Raw genomic sequence first — 18,807 nt, 5'->3', positions numbered from 1 at the left:
GCCAAGTGCACTATGGGTTTAATGAAGGCTTAAAATGTCACTACGTAATGAACAGCAATCGTCCCAAAAACTGATGTTGGCCTATTTGAACGATTTGTTAAATCGCGAACATACTAGTACCACACCAAGCGAACAGCCTGTTGTGAAGAATAACGATGTTAGCGCTAGTGCCGAATTACTAGAGCCGGTTCGGCGCTCTCCCGTTATGCTAAGCCCCTCCATTTTAGAGGTTGTTCCTGTCGCAGAGGGAGACGCGGTTACACAGCGAACAATTGCTGAAGCAGAACCGAATGTTGTAGCTCCTGAGCATTCCGAACAAGACCTAAAGACAGATCTGAATTCGCCATTAACCGACGATAATTTTCAGGCGGTTGAGTTTGAAGCGAGCCATTGGCACGAAAACGGCCGTCCATCTTGGGCGCAAGATGCTTTTGATATTTTACTGTTTAAGGTGAATGGCATGACACTCGCGGTGCCTTTAATCTCCTTGGGACAGATATATGAGATCACCGATGCATTGAGCCCTTTGTTCGGTCAGGCGCCATGGTTCGTCGGCATACAGCCCACTCCTATGGGGAAAATTAACGTCATTAATACCGCACAATATGTGATGCCGGAGCGCTACCACGAAGAAACCGCTCAAAAACCCGATTACATTATGACCATTGATAGATTGCATTGGGGGTTAACGGTAAATAGCGTTGATCAACCGATTCGTATTCAAGTTGACGATGTCAAGTGGCGGCGAGACCGTAGTCAGCAGCCATGGCTTGCCGGTATTGTAAAAAATCATATGTGCGTTTTGGTCGACGTACCGACATTGGGGCGCGCCCTTTTGGATAGCGATGTTTCGTGATGTCGCGGAGATGACACAAAGTTTAGCGAACACGCTTTTTTTTACCTGGCATAAAAGCTGCTCTTAACTATGATTAAGGGAGTGATGTGTTTGATTTTTGACGCAGGATGTAGAGGATAAACAACCATGGCTACTAGCTCCGTTTCGAGTAACGCTACCGAAGATCCCGTATTGCAGTGGGTCACCTTTCGGCTTGCAGGTGAGACCTACGGGATTAACGTAATGCAGGTGCAAGAGGTATTACGTTACTCGGAAATTGCCCCGGTGCCGGGTGCACCGCCCTATGTGCTGGGTATAATCAATTTGCGTGGGAATGTTGTCACTGTTATCGACACACGCCACCGTTTTGGTTTGCTCGCTGGTGAAGTTAATGACAATACGCGTATTGTTATTATCGAAGCTGATAAGCATGTTGTAGGGATTTTGGTAGATAGTGTGGCCGAAGTGGTTTACCTCCGTCAGTCAGAAATCGAAACTGCTCCCAATGTCGGAAATGATGACACAGCGAAGTTTATTCAAGGTGTGTGCCATAAAAATGACGAACTCTTGATACTCATTGAGCTGGACAAGTTGTTGACCGATGAAGAGTGGGCAGATATCGACAGCGTTTGATAGCGGAAAGCAAAGCATAGGTTTTGTATTTATTCCGTCAAATTAGTTCATTGAGCAAGGACGCATAGTCGGCACTGCCTGTCAGTATCAGTGACATCACAACAGTGAGACAATTATGTTAGATGGATTCTTGGCAGGATTAATCAACTCCAGCAATTTGGGTGCTTGGCAAGACGTATTTCTCGGCGGCACGTTGGCTATTAGTTGGATTGCGCTAGCGTTGGTCTTGAGAATGCTTTGGGTCACCAAGCTTAAGGTGGCAAATATCGACCACCGGTATCGAGAATTAAGCCACGATTTGCAAATTGCCGGTAATGCGGCTGTCGGAATGGGGCAGCGCATTATTCAACTCGAAAAGAGGTTGGCCCAGCCCTCATCATTAAGTGATTTTCAAAAAGATTTAGCAGCACAGAAGACTCAGACTTTTTCAGGATCTAATCATCCTGTGGTGCCAGAACCAGCGTCGATGAGCGTTGCCAATCCCCAAATTGTCAGTTCTAAAGCTACTAGTCCTCAACCTCCTAGTCCTCAAGGTACTACTGGTTCCGATCGTGACATTGCCTCTTCAACGAACACCGTGTCTGGCAACAAAACAGCCCAGCGAACCTCAGATCAGCATGCATCGCAGATAAGTTCTACTGCAACAGAAAAACTCAAAGTATTACAAGATGGCTTGGCAAAAACGACTGATGCGTTTTACCAAAGTGCCAGCACGAATTCGTCTAAACGGCCTGTTGCTGCACCAAGTAACTTAGCGAGAGAGAAGGGCGCTTTTAATCGCAATAATATGCAGCTCGAAACGCGCAACACATCAACTGGGAGTAGTCCAGGTAAAGCATATGCAGAGCCTAACAAAATTGAATCGGTGGTGTCTCCATTTGACCAAGCTAAACGTTTACTCGCTCAAGGATTGTCCGAAAGCGATGTGGCGAAACGCTGTGGTTTATCAAAAGCGGAAGCAGCTTTACTTGCAATGGTGCAGCGCCAAGCGGGTAAACCTAATGCTATCGCAGTGAGTTAAACTGTGCTGAACCAAAATAACGTCACGCGGTTGATACTTTTACTGTGGGTACTATTGCTCAGTAGTTGTACATTTGTAGATATTCGTCGAGAAGTCCGGGTTGAATACGAAGGACACCCATTAACAGATGAACTTCTTGGAAAGATAAAGCCCGGTGTTACCACCGAAGAGTGGGTGCTAGAACATATCGGCTACCCTAGTCGTCAGAGACAGCTCGAAGATACTAGGCACCAGTTGACCTATGAAGTGAAGGAAACGCACAGTCACTACACCAAAGTTTTTTTGATTTTTCGCAGCCAGAATCAAACTATTCAGGCTCGCCAGTTAGTCATTACACTTGATCATGGTGTGGTAGTTAACGTTAAGACTTGGCACGGTCAGCCAGAGAAGAGTAAGTCTAACCAAAATGTTGAAAAACATGATCAACCAGAAATGACAACGCCTACTAATACTTCTGCTTCATCTGTTTCTATTGAATCTAGCGCCGAAAGCGCTGACCCAGAAATGCCGGCATCAGAATCTCCGACATCGGAATCGCCTAAGTCATCAACGACTGACCAGGGAACATTGAATTCCAGTGATGAACAGAACCTGTCAGCTCAGGAAAGTTAGCACCAAAAGTTACAGAGCAATTCTAAGCATTTAATAGATTCTTTAGAAAAAAACACACTAACTCAATTATCTGGTAGGCCTATACTGAAGTGAGGTCGAGTGATGAGTAGATCATGTTGTTGGTGGTTCAGCAGTACACTAGATCGAAAATCAATTTTGCCTTGCAACTCAAGGTAAAAGCAGGATGGCCCAAGGTTAGTGGTAACACCCTTAGTCTAAATAATGTGTCTCGCTGTTGCTTATTTAGATTTAAAAATACCACACCAAATTCAGATGGCAATCGTAATTCTCACACTGACTTTTAGCCCGGCAACTAGCCGGGCTTTTTTTTTGATTTTTCAATTGGAAAGGTGTCATTTAACGGATGGAAGGTTGGCCATCTTTGGGTTGCGATTGAATTTGTTTGCCACTTATTTCCACACTGTCGTCACCTAATAAAAATAAGTAGCTGCTCATGATGTCTTCTGGGGTTTTGAGTGTGTTTGGGTTTTCACCAGGGTAGGCGAGCGCGCGCATTTTAGTGCGGGTCGCACCAGGGTTTATACTGTTAACTCGAATATTGGTGGTGTCGGATAGCTCTGATGACAAGGTTTGCATCATGTTTTCTATTGCCGCTTTCGAGGCCGCATAAGCTCCCCAAAATGCACGCCCTTCGTACCCTACAGACGACCCAGTGAAAATGATTGAAGCGTGTGGTGCTTTCTCGAGTAAGGGGGATAAAGCCTTGGTCATTAAAAACGGTGCAGTAGCGTTTACCTGCATGACACTTTGCCATGATTCGGCATTGAAATGGGTGAGCGGGGTACGAGGCCCAAGAATTGCTGCGTTGTGTAGCAGTCCATCAAGTTTGCCAAATTCTTTATCCAGGGCGACCGCCATATCGTCATAATCTTTTTCTACAGCGCCTTCGAAATTTATCGGGTAAATTGCCGCTTGAGGGCATCCCAACGACTCAATTTCGTCATACACTTTTTCTAATTTTTGGATAGTTCGCCCTAGTAAAATAACGGTTGCTCCATGGTTTGCGCAAGTCAATGCAGCAACTCGCCCAATACCGTCTCCAGCGCCAGTCACGGCAATGATTTTGCCGGCTAACAGATCGGTAGGTGGTTGGTAGTCTTGAAGGTTGGGCGAAGTCATTGGCGTTTCCTATTACGTTTGCAGCTGATTGAGTCTGTCTTTTTTGCTGATATTGATGTCGTTCTGAACGTTTATTCGATATTTGAAAAACAGCCTTAAAGCTGGCTTTCAATAATTGTCACTAGCTCTGCTGCAGCGTGAATCGTATGGTCCGCTTGCCATGATTGAGGATCATCGCCTTCGTCTATGTAGCCATAGGCGGCTGCAACGGTGGCACTTCCTGCACGTTTACCGCACTCGATGTCACGCAGGTGATCCCCTACATACAAAACATCTTGCGGGTGGCAGCCTAAGTGTTGGCAGGCGAGAATGAGCGGCTCAGGGTCAGGCTTAGATCGAGATACATGATCTGGGCAGACAACACTGCCGGGCTGAGGATTAAATGCTAATTGTTCAACAATTGGGTTGGTATACTGAGATGGCTTATTGGTTACTATGCCCCAGGCGAGATTGTTTTGATCTATGCATTTCAGTACCTGGTCGATACCGGGAAATGGTGTTGTGTCCACGCAGAGCCGTTCACTATAGATGGTAAGCAAACGTTGCAACAAACGGTCGAAGTCTGGGTGTTCAAGGTCAATATCAAACGCTCTTCTCACCAGTGCACGGGCGCCGTTGGAAACGACTCGGCGAATAGCTTCTTCACTGAGCAAAGGTGCGTCTTCTTCGGCGAGTAGTGTGTTCACGGTTGTGACAAAGTCGGGGGCGGTGTCGATTAAAGTACCGTCTAGATCAAAAACAACTGCTTTTAAATTCATGGTAGAGGGTAAACCTTACAACGGCTTTTGTACGTGAACCATGTAATTAACCGAGACATCTTTCTCGACTAATTTATATTTGCTAGTAATTGGATTAAAGGTAAGGCCGGTCATGTGTTTTAACTGTAAACCTGCTTCGCGCATCCAAATACCCAATTCGGATGGTTTAATAAATTTCGCGTAATCATGCGTGCCTTTAGGTAATAGCTTTAGCACATATTCAGCACCGAGAATCGCGAAGGCATAGGCCTTGGGATTGCGATTTATTGTCGAAAAATATATATGACCGCCTGGCTTAACTAAATCGGCACAGGCTTTAACTACAGCACTGGGGTCGGGCACGTGCTCTAGCATCTCTAAACACGTGACGACATCAAATTGCTCCGGCATTTTTTCTGCCATGTCCTCGGCCGTGATTTGTTGGTAATCGATACTGATGCCAGTTTCCAATGCGTGTAATTTAGCAACCTGCAACGGTGCTTCACCCATGTCGATACCGGTAACCACCGCCCCGCGATGGGTTAGGCCTTCGCTAATAAGGCCGCCGCCACAACCGACGTCGAGCACCTTTTTCTCTGCCACCGGCGAATATTGATCAATATAATTGCAGCGCAGCGGGTTGATCGCATGAAGTGGCTTAAATTCACTTTCAGGATCCCACCAACGGCTGGCGAGCGCTTCAAATTTTGCAATTTCTGCGGAGTCTACATTCGCTGACATAGCTGTAATCCGGTTTAATAATCTTGGTTTTTTAGTTGATAAAAGTGCGTCACTTGGCCGACATTTTCTGCTGCCATTGTTGTATACGATTTGTAATGTCTCGTTGGTTCAACGTGAGGAGTTCACGCTGACGCATGACCGGCTGCCCATTGACCCAAACATCACTGACTTGGTGACTAACATGGCTATAAACAAGTTGTGATACTGGGTTGAACATGGGGAGGTTTTCAATTTGATCAAGCTTGATTGCGGCTATATCGGCAAACTTACCTACCTCTAAACTGCCGATTTCACGCTCTTTACCCATCGCTCTAGCACCGTTTATGGTTGCCATCCGCAGAGCTTGATGAGCATTCACCACCGCTGCGTCGCCACTGACCGCTTTGGCAAGTAGTGCCGCCGTCCGCATTTCACCTAAAAGATCGAGATCGTTGTTGCTGGCACATCCGTCAGTACCCAATGCGACATTCACCCCGGCTTTGAGTAGCTTGGCAACGGGTGCCATGCCACTAGCGAGTTTTAGGTTGGATTCTGGGCAGTGAATAACATGTGCTCCACAGCGCTGGATAATCTCAATATCCTCGTCGGTTAACGTTGTCATGTGAACACACTGCACGGCAGGTGAGAAAAACCCTAGATCGTTCAGCCGCTCGACAGGGCGTTTACCGGTATTGGACAGCGCGTCGCTTACCTCTTGAGCAGTTTCATGAAGGTGGACTTGGATTGGCGCTTGAAGTTCTTCCGCGTAGGTGGCGACTTTCTGGAAGGGCGCGTCCGATACTGTGTAAGGCGCGTGAGGGCCAAACCCTACTGTGATAAGGCTGCTGGTGCGAAACTGGTCATGCACTTCAATCGCTTTACTGATGTACTCATCAGCGTTGTCCGCCCATGCAGTAGGAAAATCCAATACTGGCGCAGTGATTTGTGCTCGCATGTTGGCTTGCTGCGCTGCCTCGGCCACCTGATCAGGAAAAAAATACATGTCGCTAAAGCAGGTGGTTCCGCCGCGAATCATTTCCGCCATGGCTAACTGTGCGCCGTCTTTAACAAACTCGGGGCTTACCCAACGGCCCTCGGCGGGCCAAATATGCTGCTCGAGCCAGGTGTATAGGGGCAAATCGTCGGCATAGCCTCGCATTAAGCTCATGGCTAAGTGACCATGTGCATTGATGAGTCCAGGGATCAGAGCGTGCTCGTTTAGATCGATAATCTCGGTGGCGTTAAACCGCTTGAGCGCTTCGGACTGAGGGTAGATGCCTACGATTTTGTTGGCAGCAATCACAATGCTGCAATCGCTGAAAACCTGGTCTTCAGGAATGACCGGTATGATCCACTTGGCGTTGATTAAAATATCGACGTCTTGGTCGGCGGACATACTACATTTCCTGTGCGATGAGTGGCTTGATAGCGTAGGTTGTGGCTAGGTATTGAACGAAATATGGACAGGTTTTCGTTCCAAACCGTAAAGGCCCGCAAGTATAACCAGTTTGTTCCCAGGGTACAGTCCAGACAGTGCTTATCTGTAGGGAATTATGCTATTATCGCGCGCTAAATTTTGTTTGGTGCATACCGGTTGGGGCTCAAGTCAACCTACCGACTCAATACAGCCGTTGAGGGACTCTCGTTTTGATAAGAGGGTCGGCTAAGTCGGGTTCTGGTATGTGGTCATTATTACAATAATGTATCCGCAGTAAAGGAAAGCCGCACTCCTATGGGCGACGATATAGCAAAAGAAATCCTGTCCCGAAACATCGAAGATGAACTCAAACAGTCTTACCTAGATTACGCTATGAGCGTTATTGTAGGGCGAGCGCTGCCGGACGTGCGTGATGGCTTAAAGCCTGTGCATCGCCGGGTGCTGTTTGCAATGAACGAATTAGGTAACGACTGGAATAAGTCGTACAAAAAGTCAGCCCGTGTGGTTGGCGACGTCATCGGTAAGTATCATCCACATGGTGATTCTGCTGTTTATGACACCATCGTTCGTATGGCTCAGCCGTTCTCAATGCGTTATATGCTGGTTGATGGTCAAGGGAATTTCGGTTCCATCGATGGCGACCGAGCAGCCGCTATGCGTTATACCGAAATACGCATGGCCAAAATCTCCCATGAGCTTTTGGCTGACCTCGACAAAGACACTGTTAATTTCGTTGATAACTACGACGGACAAGAACAAATACCTGAGGTGTTACCCACACGAGTCCCCAACCTGTTGGTGAACGGCTCTTCCGGTATCGCGGTGGGTATGGCAACCAATATTCCTCCGCATAATCTTCGCGAAGTCGTAAATGGCTGTTTAGCGTTTATCGACAACGAAGACATTACTATTGATGAACTCATGCAGCACGTCCCTGGTCCTGACTTTCCAACAGGTGCGATCATTAATGGTCGTGCTGGGATTGTGCAGGCGTATCGCACTGGACGCGGTCGAATCTACGTTCGCGCGCGTGCTGAAGTTATTACCGATGAGAAGACTAATCGCGACGTTATTATTGTTCACGAGATCCCATACCAGTTGAATAAGGCGCGGCTTATTGAGCGCATCGCCGAATTAGTCAAAGAGAAGAAGATTGAGGGTATATCGGAGCTGCGCGACGAGTCTGATAAAGAAGGGCTGCGTATTGTTATCGAATTGAAGCGCGGTGAGTCCGGTGAGGTCGTTCTCAACAACCTTTACCAACAAACTGCCCTTCAAAGTGTCTTCGGTATTAACATGGTTGCGTTGGTGGACAATCAACCGCGCACGCTAAACCTGAAGGAGCTTATTGAATACTTCGTGCGTCATCGTCGCGAAGTTGTTACTCGTCGTACTGTTTACTTGCTCAAGAAAGCACGTGATCGCGGCCATATTCTCGAAGGCTTGGCTATTGCGATCGCTAATATTGATCCAGTGATTGAGCTGATTAAGTCCTCCGCTACACCCGCTGATGCGAAAGAAGCGCTATTGGCGAAAGGCTGGAACCTTGCAGATGTCGGTGAGTTTTTAGAGCGTGCGAAAAGTGATGGAGGCGATAGTGTCTGTCGCCCTGATGACTTAGAAGACCAATACGGCATTCGCGATGGTCAATATTTCCTATCTCCAGCACAAGCGCAGTCCATTTTGGATTTGCGGCTTCATCGTCTGACTGGAATGGAGCATGACAAGCTCATCGCAGAATATGATGAAAAGCTAAAAGACATCGCTGAATACCTTAACATCTTGTCCAATCCTTCGCGTTTGATGGAAGTGATTCGAGAAGAGCTCGAAGCCGTGAATAAAGAATATGGCGATGAGCGACGTACAGAAATTCAAGAGTCTCAAGCAGACCTCACAACAGAAGACCTCATTAACGAAGAAGATCGTGTCGTCACCATCTCCCACGGAGGTTATGCAAAAACTCAACCTCTTGACGCCTACCAAGCACAACGGCGCGGTGGTATGGGTAAAGCAGCGACGTCTCTCAAAGACGAAGACTTTATTGAACACTTGTTGATCGCGAATACTCACACAACCATTTTGTGTTTTAGTAACAGCGGTAAAGTCTATTGGTTGAAGGTCTATCAGATCCCAGTGGCTGGGCGTCAATCTCGAGGACGTCCCATTGTTAACTTGCTGCCATTAGAAGAAGGCGAACGTATAACTTCTATATTGCCAGTGCAAGAGTACGATGATGATCACTTTATCTTCATGGCGACGGCTAACGGTACCGTGAAGAAAACAGCCTTAACGCAATTCGCGCGTCCCCGCAGTACAGGTTTGCGTGCAGTTGAATTAGAAGAAGGTGATCGTTTGGTAAGTACCGCGATCACCGACGGTCATCAAGAAGTCATCTTATTGTCGTCTAGCGGTAAAGCAGCAAGGTTTAAAGAAAGCGAAGTCCGCCCAATGGGACGAACCTCTCGTGGTGTACGCGGCATTCGTTTGAAAGAAGGTCAATCAGTTATCTCAATGGTTATCCCTCAAGAGGGCGGTTATGTCCTTACCGTGAGCCAAAATGGCTATGGGAAGCGCACAGAGGTGGATGAGTTTGTGACCAAAGGCCGTGGTTCGCAAGGTGTGATCGGCATGCAAACGACCGATCGGAACGGTGACCTAGTTGGTGCAGTGCAGGTCTTTGAAGGTGAGGAAATTATGTTGATTTCCGACCAAGGTACTTTAGTGCGTACTCGGGTAGACGAAGTATCTGTGCTGGGTCGAAACACACAAGGTGTACGCTTGATTAAAGTTAAACCGGGTGAACATATTTCGGGTGTTGAGCGCATCGAAGAAACCGATGAACTCGATGGTGAGGATGGTGCAGAAGAAAGCGCCGATGAATAGCCCTCGATGATTAAGAGATTGGATTTACATCATGACTGAAGACGTAAACAACAGTGGCCCAAGCGGAGCATCGGAAGAGCAGTTAGGCGAACTGCGCACAAAAATCGACGCGATAGATTCTCAGCTAAGTGAACTGATTAATTCACGTGCGAGATGTGCGCAGGAAGTAGCTGAAGTCAAAAAGGCCGCCGGTGTTGATGCCGCGAATTACTACCGACCCGAGCGAGAAGCGCAAGTGTTGCGGCGAGTAATGGAAATGAATACAGGCCCGCTAGCCAATGAAGAGTTGGCGCGTCTGTTCCGTGAAATTATGTCTTCTTGCTTAGCGCTTGAGCATCCAGTACGTGTTGCATTTTTAGGACCTGAAGGTACCTTCACCCAAGAAGCGGCATTAAAGCATTTTGGGCATTCCGCTCAGAGCTTTCCTATGGCAGCGATAGATGATGTGTTTCGTGAAGTCGAAGCTGGCGCTGTTGAATTTGGCGTAGTGCCCGTTGAAAACTCTTCGGAAGGTGTGGTTAACCATACGTTAGATACATTTATTGATTCTAATCTTAAAATTTGTGGAGAAGTGGCTTTACGAATCCATCAAAATCTATTGGTGTCGGATGTAACTAAAGTCGATAGCATTACGCGCATTTATTCTCACTCTCAATCTCTAGCGCAGTGTCGCAAGTGGTTGGATTCACGATACCCGCAAGCAGAGCGTATTGCAGTAAGTAGTAATTCTGAAGCAGCGAAACGCATCAAGGGTGAGTGGAATGCTGCGGCAATTGCCGGTGAAATGGCTGCTGACCTTTACGGTTTGAAAGTCGTTTCCGAAAAAATTGAAGACAATCCAGATAATGCAACGCGTTTCTTAATTGTTGGCAATCAATCAGTGCCGCCTAGTGGTAAGGATAAAACCTCAATTATCGTATCAATGCATAATGAGCCTGGTGCGCTTTATAATTTGTTGGAGCCGTTTCGCGACAATGGGGTTGATCTTACTAGCGTCGAAACCCGTCCTTCAAAAATGGGGAAATGGAATTACGTTTTCTTCATCGATTTTGCGGGTCATATCGAAGATGCCAATGTCAAAACGGCGTTGGACGAAATCCGCGAGCGAGCCTCAGAGGTTAAGGTGCTAGGCTCATACCCTAAAGCCGTCTTGTAGGTTAGATCTTTTTGGTGTGTAAGCTTTAGTTATTGGTGGCTTTTCGCAGTAACAGGTAATTACCCTCTGCGCTGAACATTTGGGGCGCAACTAAGAGTTAATTCTTTGAATCAACTCCGAATTCATTCTGCTATTTTTCGTCGATCATACTCAAGGTTTCTGTGAGCATTAATAAACTCGTTATTGTTGGTTTTGGTTTGATAGGCGCTAGCTTAGCAGCTGGCTTGCGACGAGCGCATTATTGCCGTGAAATCATCGCTATTGCTCGATCAGAAAATACTTTAGAAAAGGCGTTAGAGTTAGGTTTAGCAGATCGCGCTTTTCATGCACTCAGTGATATTGCTCAAGAGCTCGATGATGGCGATGTGATATGTATTTCTGTGCCAACGCTCAGCACTAAAGCAGTGTTGGAAGATGTTGCAAGTCAGGTATCTGACAAAGTTGTTGTGACGGATTGCGCCAGTGTCAAAGGGAGTGTTAGGGACGCGGCTCGTGATGTTTTCGGCGAGATTCCTAAACAGCTTGTGTTAGGGCACCCCATTGCGGGTTCGGAGCAAAGCGGTGTGACAGCAGCCAATCCTGATTTATATCAGCAGCACCGTGTCATTCTTACGCCAGTTGAATCCACCGCAGCTGAAAGCGTGGAGTGTATTAAATGTATGTGGCAAGCGGTGGGCGCCGAAGTGCTAACGATGAGCGTCGAGGAGCACGATGAAGTGCTCGCGGCCACTAGCCATTTACCACACGTCATTGCCTATTCGTTGGTGGATACACTGGCACATGACTCTGAAAATGAAAATATTTTTCGCTACGCCGCAGGCGGGTTTAAGGATTTCACTAGGATTGCCTCCAGCGACCCGACCATGTGGCATGACATTATGTTGTCGAATAAGGACAGTGTTTTAAGTGCATTGTCTCTATTTGAAAACAACTTAAAACAACTTCGAATTGCTATCGAAAATGAAGATAGTGATTACTTGTTAGGTGTTTTCACTCGCTCTAAGGCAGCGCGTGATCATTTTGTTTCTCGATTAGGTAAAAAAGCGCTTATGAAGCATCAATCAAACGATGTTACCTACGTGGTGCAGCCAGGAGGACGAGTCTCTGGTGAATTGCGTGTGCCGGGTGATAAATCCATCTCTCATCGCTCAATAATGCTTGGCTCAATTGCCGATGGTATTACTGAGGTGAGTGGTTTCTTAGAGGGAGAAGACGCGTTAGCAACGTTGCAAGCGTTCCGTGATATGGGCGTTGTAATCGAAGGTCCCAACGATGGCAACGTGAAAGTTCACGGCGTTGGGCTGCACGGATTACAAGCACCTCCAGGACCGCTGTATCTTGGAAATTCTGGAACGTCTATGCGGCTGCTAGCAGGGTTACTAGCGGGGCAGTCCTTTGATGTTGTCCTAACGGGTGATGAGTCATTGTCGAAACGACCGATGACTCGTGTCTCTAACCCACTCTCCCAAATGGGCGCGAATATCTCAACAGCTGATAAAGGCTGCCCTCCGATTACGATCACTGGTGGCGCGAAGTTAAAAGCCATTGATTACTCATTGCCGATGGCGAGCGCGCAAGTCAAATCATCCGTGTTGCTCGCTGGGCTTTATGCTGATGGCGAAACATCTGTGACGGAGCCTGCCGTCACACGTGACCATACCGAACGTATGCTGAGGGGGTTTGGTTACGACGTTATCACAGAGGGAGACACCATGCGCCTTGTTGGTGGTGGGACTCTCAAGGGCACAGCCATTGAAGTGCCTGCCGATATTTCGTCAGCTACCTTCTTTATGGTGGCGGCGGCAATTTCTCCTGGGTCTGAAGTGATTCTAAAACACGTGGGTATAAACCCTACGCGAATAGGGGTTATCAATATTCTTCGGTTGATGGGTGCGGATATTGGATTCCTCAACAAAACAGAAGTCGGCGGGGAGCCGGTAGCGGACCTACGGGTGCGATATGCCCCGTTGATCGGTATAGACATCCCGAAAGAGCTTGTGCCTCTTGCAATTGATGAATTCCCCGCTATTTTTGTCGCGGCAGCTTGTGCGCAAGGCGTGACGCGACTGACGGGTGCAGAAGAGCTTCGAGTAAAAGAAAGTGATCGGATTCAAGTGATGGCTGATGGTCTGCAAGCACTCGGTGTTAAAGCCACTGCAACGCCAGACGGGATGGTCATCGAGGGGTCTGAAATCACCGGGGGAGAGGTTGATAGTCATGGTGACCACCGGATAGCCATGTCGTTTACCGTCGCGGCCCTGCGATCATCGGGACCAATTACCATTAAAGATTGCGCCAATGTTGCAACGTCTTTCCCGGATTTTAGTAGTCTTGCTACAAAAGCAGGAATAAGCATAGAAGAAATTACTTCTTAATTTAGTCACAAGTTTTTTTTACAATTCCGTCCCTTTAAGGACTAATCGACAGAGACGAAGTTATGTCAGACAAGTACCAGCTTACTCATCTCAAGCAACTCGAAGCCGAAAGTATTCATATTATTCGTGAAGTGGCTGCCGAGTTTGATAATCCAGTGATGCTCTATTCCGTCGGTAAGGACTCCGCCGTAATGATGCACCTGGCCATGAAAGCCTTTGCTCCAGGGAAGCCTCCTTTCCCATTGATGCATGTTGATACGACGTGGAAATTTCGCGAGATGATCGAGTTTCGCGATCAGCGTATCAAAGATCTCGGTTGGGATTTGCTGGTACATATCAACCAAGAAGGCGTTGATATGGGGGTTGGCCCCTTTACGCACGGTAGTGCAAAACATACCGATATCATGAAAACCCAATCACTCAAGCAGGCACTAGACAAGTATGGTTTTGACGCTGCTTTTGGTGGTGCCCGTCGCGACGAGGAAAAATCTCGTGCGAAAGAGCGCGTGTATTCATTCCGAGACCGTAACCACCGTTGGGATCCAAAGAACCAGCGCCCGGAACTATGGAACATCTACAACAGTAAAGTGGACAAGGGCGAAAGCATCCGCGTATTCCCGCTTTCGAATTGGACAGAGTTGGATATTTGGCAGTACATTCATTTGGAAGATATTCCTATCGTTCCTCTCTACTTTGCAGCCAAGCGCCCAGTCGTAGAGCGTGATGGTGTTCTTATCATGGTGGATGACGATCGTATGCCGCTTGAAGAAGGCGAAGTGCCCGAGCAAAAAATGGTTCGTTTTAGAACCTTGGGTTGTTATCCGCTGACCGGAGCGGTGGAGTCTGAAGCCGCAACGCTCCCCGAAATCATTCAAGAAATGTTGTTAACAAAAACCTCTGAGCGCCAAGGTCGAGTCATTGATCATGATAGCTCAGGCTCGATGGAGAAGAAAAAGCAGGAAGGTTATTTCTAAACGGATTTAGCCAATATTTTTCCAAACTTCAAATTGTTAACACAGCCGGCGAATAACGCTGGCGATACTCGAAGAGAAACACTTATGTCGCATCAATCAGATCTCATCGCAACGGATATCGATGCTTATCTAAAAGAGCACGAACAAAAAGAACTATTGCGCTTCCTTACATGTGGTAGCGTTGATGACGGAAAAAGTACACTTATTGGCCGTTTGCTACATGACTCCAAAATGATCTATGAAGATCAACTCGAGTCAGTGAAATCGGATACCACTAAACACGGAACCACTGGCGGTAAAATTGACCTAGCGTTATTGGTTGATGGCCTCCAAGCTGAACGAGAGCAGGGCATCACCATCGATGTTGCTTATCGTTACTTCTCAACATCGAAGCGTAAGTTCATTATTGCGGATACCCCAGGGCACGAACAGTACACGCGTAACATGGCGACGGGTGCATCTACTTGTGATTTGGCCATTATTCTTATCGACGCGCGCCATGGTGTGATGACACAAACTCGTCGCCATAGCTATATTGCTAGCCTGTTGGGTATTAAGCATGTGGTTGTCGCTATTAATAAAATGGATCTAGTGGATTTCTCGCAAGAGACCTACGAGTCGATTAAAGCGGACTATTTAAAGTTTGCCGAAAGCCTGACAATTGACGATATTCAGTTCGTTCCATTATCCGCTTTAGATGGCGATAACGTTGTCAGCCGCAGCGAAAAGTCTCCTTGGTATGATGGTCAAACACTAATGGAGATTTTGGAAACGGTACAAATTGCTGGGGACAAAAATATTGATGAGTTCCGTTTCCCCGTGCAGTTTGTTAACCGCCCCAACCTCGATTTTCGCGGTTTTTGCGGCACTATAGCCTCGGGTGTGGTGAATGTGGGCGACGCGATCAAAGTATTGCCGTCAAACAAAACAAGTCGCGTTAAAGCAATTGTGACTTACGATGGCAATCTGGAATCAGCATTCGTTGACCAGGCTGTGACGATTACGCTAGAAGACGAAATTGATATCAGTCGTGGCGACATGATTGTTAAAGCTGACGCCGATGTGGCAGTGACAAACCACTTTAGCGCGCACATCGTATGGATGTCTGAACAAGCGCTAAAGCCAGGTAAGCAATACAGTTTTAAATTTGCGAGTATGGTTACTAGCGGTGCAGTAAATAATATTCAACATCAAATTGATGTGAATACGCAGGCTTTAAGTGAAGTTGATCAGCTTGAGCTGAATGACATCGGTTTAGTGACAGTCGGTCTTGAGCAGGGCGTGCCGATGGATCCGTATTCGTCTAACCGTACAACGGGCGCATTTATCGTGATTGATCGCCTTACCAACATCACTGTTGGCGCAGGCATGGTTACCGATACACTAGAAAGTGCCTCTGTTGGTGGTCTAGCGAATGTGTCGGAGTTCGAAGTTGAGTTGAATGCACTGATTCGCAAGCATTTCCCGCATTGGGGTGCAGCAGACATCTCAGAGCTGTTGGGCAAGAAATAACTCAAAACTTTACGCCGCTTCCTATTAAAGGCTGCCATTTGGCAGCCTTTTCATTTTATGGATTCCCGTGTAAGCAATATCCTACACATGTTTCAGATATTTGCCTCTATCCCTTATTGAGATGACAGACTACAGTGCGCGTGTGGTTTTGATTTGAGCCGCTAATAACATCAACCGCAGGGATATCGCGGTTACACATTCAAATGCAATGATTTAATAATCAAATGGAGTTGAACATGAAAAATCTCGTTTCCTTACTGTTGGTTTCTGTGTTGGTGCTTTCCGGTGGGTTAGCCTTTGCGGCGGATAAGTCGGATGCTAAACATACTAAATCTTCTTTAGTTGTCGAACGCGTAAACATCAACAAGGCAGATGCAGCAACGCTTGCAGCAAATCTGATTCGTGTTGGCGATAGTCGTGCTAAGGCGATTGTCGAGTATCGTAAACAACACGGTAAATTTACCTCGAAAGAACAACTTCTCGAGGTGAAAGGTATTGGAGAGTCGACGTTAAAGCAAAACCTTGATCGAATAGTACTGTAATTCGGTAAGCTTAAATCTCTAGTAAAAGCCCCTTTTAGGGGCTTTTATGTTTTTACAGGTTGCGCGGCAACACTAAAATTGAATTTTGAACCCAACACTCGGAAACCACCCGAGTCCCTCCACGCGGACTAAAGGTACATTGTCTCCAAACCCATCCGGCACCGAATCTATGGTATCGACATTGTTTGGTGCGAAACGATAACCTTGAATGTTTTTAGCATTGTAGGCATTTAACACGTCGAGAAAAATATTCCAGTATCCGTAGCGAGTAGGGCGGTTGTATTCCATGCGAAAATCTAGGCGGTGGTAGGGCGATAGTCGTTCGCTGTTTAACTCTCCATACACCGGTTCAAGCACTGTTGGGTTGGACGGGTTGGGGCGAACGTCTACTATAGGGGTAATTAAACTACCACTTTGAATTGACCATTTAATGCCGAACAGCCAGTTTTCGCTGAGTTTGTAATTCCCAACCAAATTAAAAATAATCGGTTTGTCGTACGCGAATTTACCAGTCTCGGCCGTTCGTAAATTCGTACGTTCTGTTTCTGACACGCTAAGCGCTAACCAGCCATAAAATTTATCCGTCAATTTTTTCTCAATGAGTAACTCGATGCCGCTTGCTTCACCTTCTGCATCATTGCTGTAGCGATCCAGAAAATCGAGGTCCGACAAAGGACTCAAGCTCAATGGTAAGTTTTCCATTTTTTTATGGTACAGCTCTATCTGCCACGACCATTCGTGAGGTAGTGATTGTTTTAAACCAACAACACTGTGAGTTGACTCAATGTAGTCGAGCTTGGGATTTCCTGTGGCAGGTGAAATCTCTTCAGGGTTTGGCACTTGAGCGTATTCGCCAAATGCTATGTGCGTGTGCCAGTTGTCGCCAAGTTGAATATCCAAGCGTGCTCTAGCGTCAAGCGCTCGATCCTCAAGGAAGTTGTCATTCATTTCATGAAGGCCAACGCGAAGAGCGCTCGACTCTGAGAATTGCCAAACGTCCTCAAGATATAAAAAGGACGTATCCATATCGAAAACGTCATCGTATTCAATAAGCGGCGCATCGATTGTCGGGCAGTCAGGATCGAAATCGCTACAGCTGGGAATTTTTGCCCGCATATCGATGGAGAACTCAGTATTTTCTTGGCGTGCACCTACAATAACTGTGTGTTGAGTGCCTACTTTTTGTTTTGCTTCTAAACCTAACAATATGCGATCAGTTTCAATATTGAGAAACTGTCCAACACCGTAACTGATATCGTCTTGATCGGTGATATGCGTCAGTACGGTAGTCAACGATGTATTTTCCGATGTCGAGTTCCAATCCCAAGTGATCCCTTGAGAATCAAATCGGGTTTCGACGTCGGCAGGTCCGGCGAGGTCTGGATCACGCAGCGCTAGGTTGGAGTCATTTTGGAAAGTGGCACCTACTTCATCGCTAGCCCCCATCGCCAAAAAGCTAAAGCGATGTAGATTCCCCGCATCCCATAAATATTTAAATTGATAATCATCGGAAATCGGAACTTGCTCGACTTCTACACCCGAGTCGGGGTCTTCGATATCTTCTTCATCAGTGATAAATATATCCAGCAAGCTTCGTCGGTACGAAAAATAGACCGCTTGGTTGTCACTAACTCCACTTTCTAGCAAAACCCCCGTCCCCAAAAAGCTGGCATCAACAGTCGTGCTATAAGGTTGGTTACGTGGCTCGCGCAGTTGAACATCGATAATGGCACCAGTGGCATTGGAGTATTGGCTTGAGAAAGCTGCAGGGTAGAGGTCGAATGAGTGAATAAGATTGTGATTAAAAATACTGTGCCCGAAAATATGGAACACGTAGCGAGCAGGCACGCCATCAACGTAGTAGCCATTATCATCAGGGGCTGAGCCGCGTACAGCAGGCTCACTACTGTAATCGCTTGCAAAAGTAACACCCGGAAGGCTGAGTAACGCGGCTAACGGGTCAAAACCGGCACCAGCAACGTTGAGCAATAGCTCTGTTTCGGGGTCAATTTCCGTTTTCGGTGTGACATCTTCTCCGGTAATAATGACCTCTTCGATAGCGCTATTTTCAGCACGCTGAGCGTGAGTTAACGCAGGCTGGAGCGCCATTGGTAGAGAAACTGCGGCGAGAAATGCACTGAGTTTACGGCGTCCATTTTCAAGTGCTGGCATTTCGATTAAACCCTTATAAGCAAGTTGGTTATGGGGCGGAAAGGGTCTCACAGTCGT

At 47.0% G+C, this 18,807-nt stretch carries 15 protein-coding genes; 10 read left to right on the top strand and 5 right to left on the bottom strand.

The window, feature by feature from the left end; all coding sequences use genetic code 11:
- The first annotated feature begins 34 nt into the window (after nt 1-34).
- The 4 genes from ACZ5NB_RS11120 (at nt 35) to ACZ5NB_RS11105 (ending at nt 3,101) form a co-directional block, all read left to right on the top strand.
- A complete protein-coding gene (locus ACZ5NB_RS11120; RefSeq protein WP_460233685.1) occupies nt 35-856 on the top strand; it encodes a chemotaxis protein CheW in 822 nt (273 codons plus the stop codon).
- 126 nt (nt 857-982) lie between these two features.
- Complete coding sequence (locus ACZ5NB_RS11115) at nt 983-1,468, top strand: chemotaxis protein CheW (protein WP_460233684.1); 486 nt, start codon at nt 983-985, stop codon at nt 1,466-1,468.
- A 115-nt stretch (nt 1,469-1,583) separates the two neighbouring features.
- On the top strand, nt 1,584-2,489 hold the full coding sequence (locus tag ACZ5NB_RS11110; RefSeq protein WP_460233683.1) for a DUF2802 domain-containing protein: 906 nt from the start codon (nt 1,584-1,586) through the stop codon (nt 2,487-2,489).
- A gap of 3 nt (nt 2,490-2,492) precedes the next feature.
- Nucleotides 2,493-3,101 (top strand): hypothetical protein, encoded by a 609-nt coding sequence (locus ACZ5NB_RS11105; RefSeq protein WP_460233682.1) that lies wholly within the window; start codon nt 2,493-2,495, stop codon nt 3,099-3,101.
- A 357-nt stretch (nt 3,102-3,458) separates the two neighbouring features.
- On the opposite strand, the gene ACZ5NB_RS11100 is transcribed toward ACZ5NB_RS11105, so the two are convergent.
- The 4 genes from ACZ5NB_RS11100 to ACZ5NB_RS11085 form a co-directional block, all read right to left on the bottom strand.
- A complete protein-coding gene (locus tag ACZ5NB_RS11100) occupies nt 3,459-4,241 on the bottom strand; it encodes a YciK family oxidoreductase (protein WP_460233681.1) in 783 nt (260 codons plus the stop codon).
- A 95-nt stretch (nt 4,242-4,336) separates the two neighbouring features.
- A complete protein-coding gene (locus ACZ5NB_RS11095; protein WP_460233680.1) occupies nt 4,337-4,999 on the bottom strand; it encodes an HAD-IA family hydrolase in 663 nt (220 codons plus the stop codon).
- Between the two features lie 15 nt (nt 5,000-5,014).
- Complete coding sequence (gene ubiG / locus ACZ5NB_RS11090; protein WP_460233679.1) at nt 5,015-5,719, bottom strand: bifunctional 2-polyprenyl-6-hydroxyphenol methylase/3-demethylubiquinol 3-O-methyltransferase UbiG; 705 nt, start codon at nt 5,717-5,719, stop codon at nt 5,015-5,017.
- Between the two features lie 49 nt (nt 5,720-5,768).
- A complete protein-coding gene (locus ACZ5NB_RS11085; protein ID WP_460233678.1) occupies nt 5,769-7,094 on the bottom strand; it encodes a TRZ/ATZ family hydrolase in 1,326 nt (441 codons plus the stop codon).
- 336 nt (nt 7,095-7,430) lie between these two features.
- On the opposite strand from ACZ5NB_RS11085, the gene gyrA reads away from it, so the two are divergent.
- The 6 genes from gyrA (at nt 7,431) to ACZ5NB_RS11055 (ending at nt 16,578) form a co-directional block, all read left to right on the top strand.
- Nucleotides 7,431-10,019, top strand: a complete 2,589-nt coding sequence (gyrA, locus tag ACZ5NB_RS11080; protein ID WP_460233677.1) for a DNA gyrase subunit A — start codon at nt 7,431-7,433, stop codon at nt 10,017-10,019.
- Nucleotides 10,020-10,050: 31 nt separating this feature from the next.
- Nucleotides 10,051-11,175, top strand: coding sequence for a prephenate dehydratase (gene pheA / locus ACZ5NB_RS11075; RefSeq protein WP_460233676.1), 1,125 nt, complete (start codon nt 10,051-10,053; stop codon nt 11,173-11,175).
- A 161-nt stretch (nt 11,176-11,336) separates the two neighbouring features.
- Nucleotides 11,337-13,550: a bifunctional prephenate dehydrogenase/3-phosphoshikimate 1-carboxyvinyltransferase gene (locus tag ACZ5NB_RS11070; RefSeq protein ID WP_460233675.1), complete on the top strand. Its 2,214-nt coding sequence runs from the start codon at nt 11,337-11,339 to the stop codon at nt 13,548-13,550.
- 62 nt (nt 13,551-13,612) lie between these two features.
- Complete coding sequence (gene cysD, locus ACZ5NB_RS11065) at nt 13,613-14,524, top strand: sulfate adenylyltransferase subunit CysD (RefSeq protein WP_460233674.1); 912 nt, start codon at nt 13,613-13,615, stop codon at nt 14,522-14,524.
- A gap of 84 nt (nt 14,525-14,608) precedes the next feature.
- Nucleotides 14,609-16,036: a sulfate adenylyltransferase subunit CysN gene (gene cysN / locus ACZ5NB_RS11060; RefSeq protein ID WP_460233673.1), complete on the top strand. Its 1,428-nt coding sequence runs from the start codon at nt 14,609-14,611 to the stop codon at nt 16,034-16,036.
- Nucleotides 16,037-16,272: 236 nt separating this feature from the next.
- On the top strand, nt 16,273-16,578 hold the full coding sequence (locus ACZ5NB_RS11055; protein ID WP_460233672.1) for a ComEA family DNA-binding protein: 306 nt from the start codon (nt 16,273-16,275) through the stop codon (nt 16,576-16,578).
- Between the two features lie 72 nt (nt 16,579-16,650).
- Here the strand turns inward: ACZ5NB_RS11055 and ACZ5NB_RS11050 are convergent, their stop codons facing one another.
- The gene (locus ACZ5NB_RS11050; RefSeq protein WP_460233671.1) at nt 16,651-18,750 is read right to left on the bottom strand and encodes a TonB-dependent receptor plug domain-containing protein; all 2,100 of its coding nucleotides are present in this window, start codon (nt 18,748-18,750) and stop codon (nt 16,651-16,653) included.
- Nucleotides 18,751-18,807 lie beyond the last annotated feature (57 nt).

This window comes from Aurantivibrio plasticivorans, assembly GCF_055392955.1.
This window is presented reverse-complemented; position numbering and strand designations above follow the sequence as displayed.

Bases quoted from the DNA above. Each gene is read 5' to 3' on its own strand.
- ACZ5NB_RS11120 (WP_460233685.1), top strand. From the start codon at position 35: ATGTCACTACGTAATGAACAGCAATCGTCCCAAAAACTGATGTTGGCC.
- ACZ5NB_RS11055 (WP_460233672.1), top strand. From the start codon at position 16,273: ATGAAAAATCTCGTTTCCTTACTGTTGGTTTCTGTGTTGGTGCTTTCC.
- cysD (WP_460233674.1), top strand. From the start codon at position 13,613: ATGTCAGACAAGTACCAGCTTACTCATCTCAAGCAACTCGAAGCCGAA.
- gyrA (WP_460233677.1), top strand. From the start codon at position 7,431: ATGGGCGACGATATAGCAAAAGAAATCCTGTCCCGAAACATCGAAGAT.
- cysN (WP_460233673.1), top strand. From the start codon at position 14,609: ATGTCGCATCAATCAGATCTCATCGCAACGGATATCGATGCTTATCTA.
- ACZ5NB_RS11100 (WP_460233681.1), bottom strand. From the start codon at position 4,241: ATGACTTCGCCCAACCTTCAAGACTACCAACCACCTACCGATCTGTTA.
- pheA (WP_460233676.1), top strand. From the start codon at position 10,051: ATGACTGAAGACGTAAACAACAGTGGCCCAAGCGGAGCATCGGAAGAG.
- ubiG (WP_460233679.1), bottom strand. From the start codon at position 5,719: ATGTCAGCGAATGTAGACTCCGCAGAAATTGCAAAATTTGAAGCGCTC.
- ACZ5NB_RS11050 (WP_460233671.1), bottom strand. From the start codon at position 18,750: ATGCCAGCACTTGAAAATGGACGCCGTAAACTCAGTGCATTTCTCGCC.
- ACZ5NB_RS11110 (WP_460233683.1), top strand. From the start codon at position 1,584: ATGTTAGATGGATTCTTGGCAGGATTAATCAACTCCAGCAATTTGGGT.
- ACZ5NB_RS11095 (WP_460233680.1), bottom strand. From the start codon at position 4,999: ATGAATTTAAAAGCAGTTGTTTTTGATCTAGACGGTACTTTAATCGAC.
- ACZ5NB_RS11085 (WP_460233678.1), bottom strand. From the start codon at position 7,094: ATGTCCGCCGACCAAGACGTCGATATTTTAATCAACGCCAAGTGGATC.
- ACZ5NB_RS11115 (WP_460233684.1), top strand. From the start codon at position 983: ATGGCTACTAGCTCCGTTTCGAGTAACGCTACCGAAGATCCCGTATTG.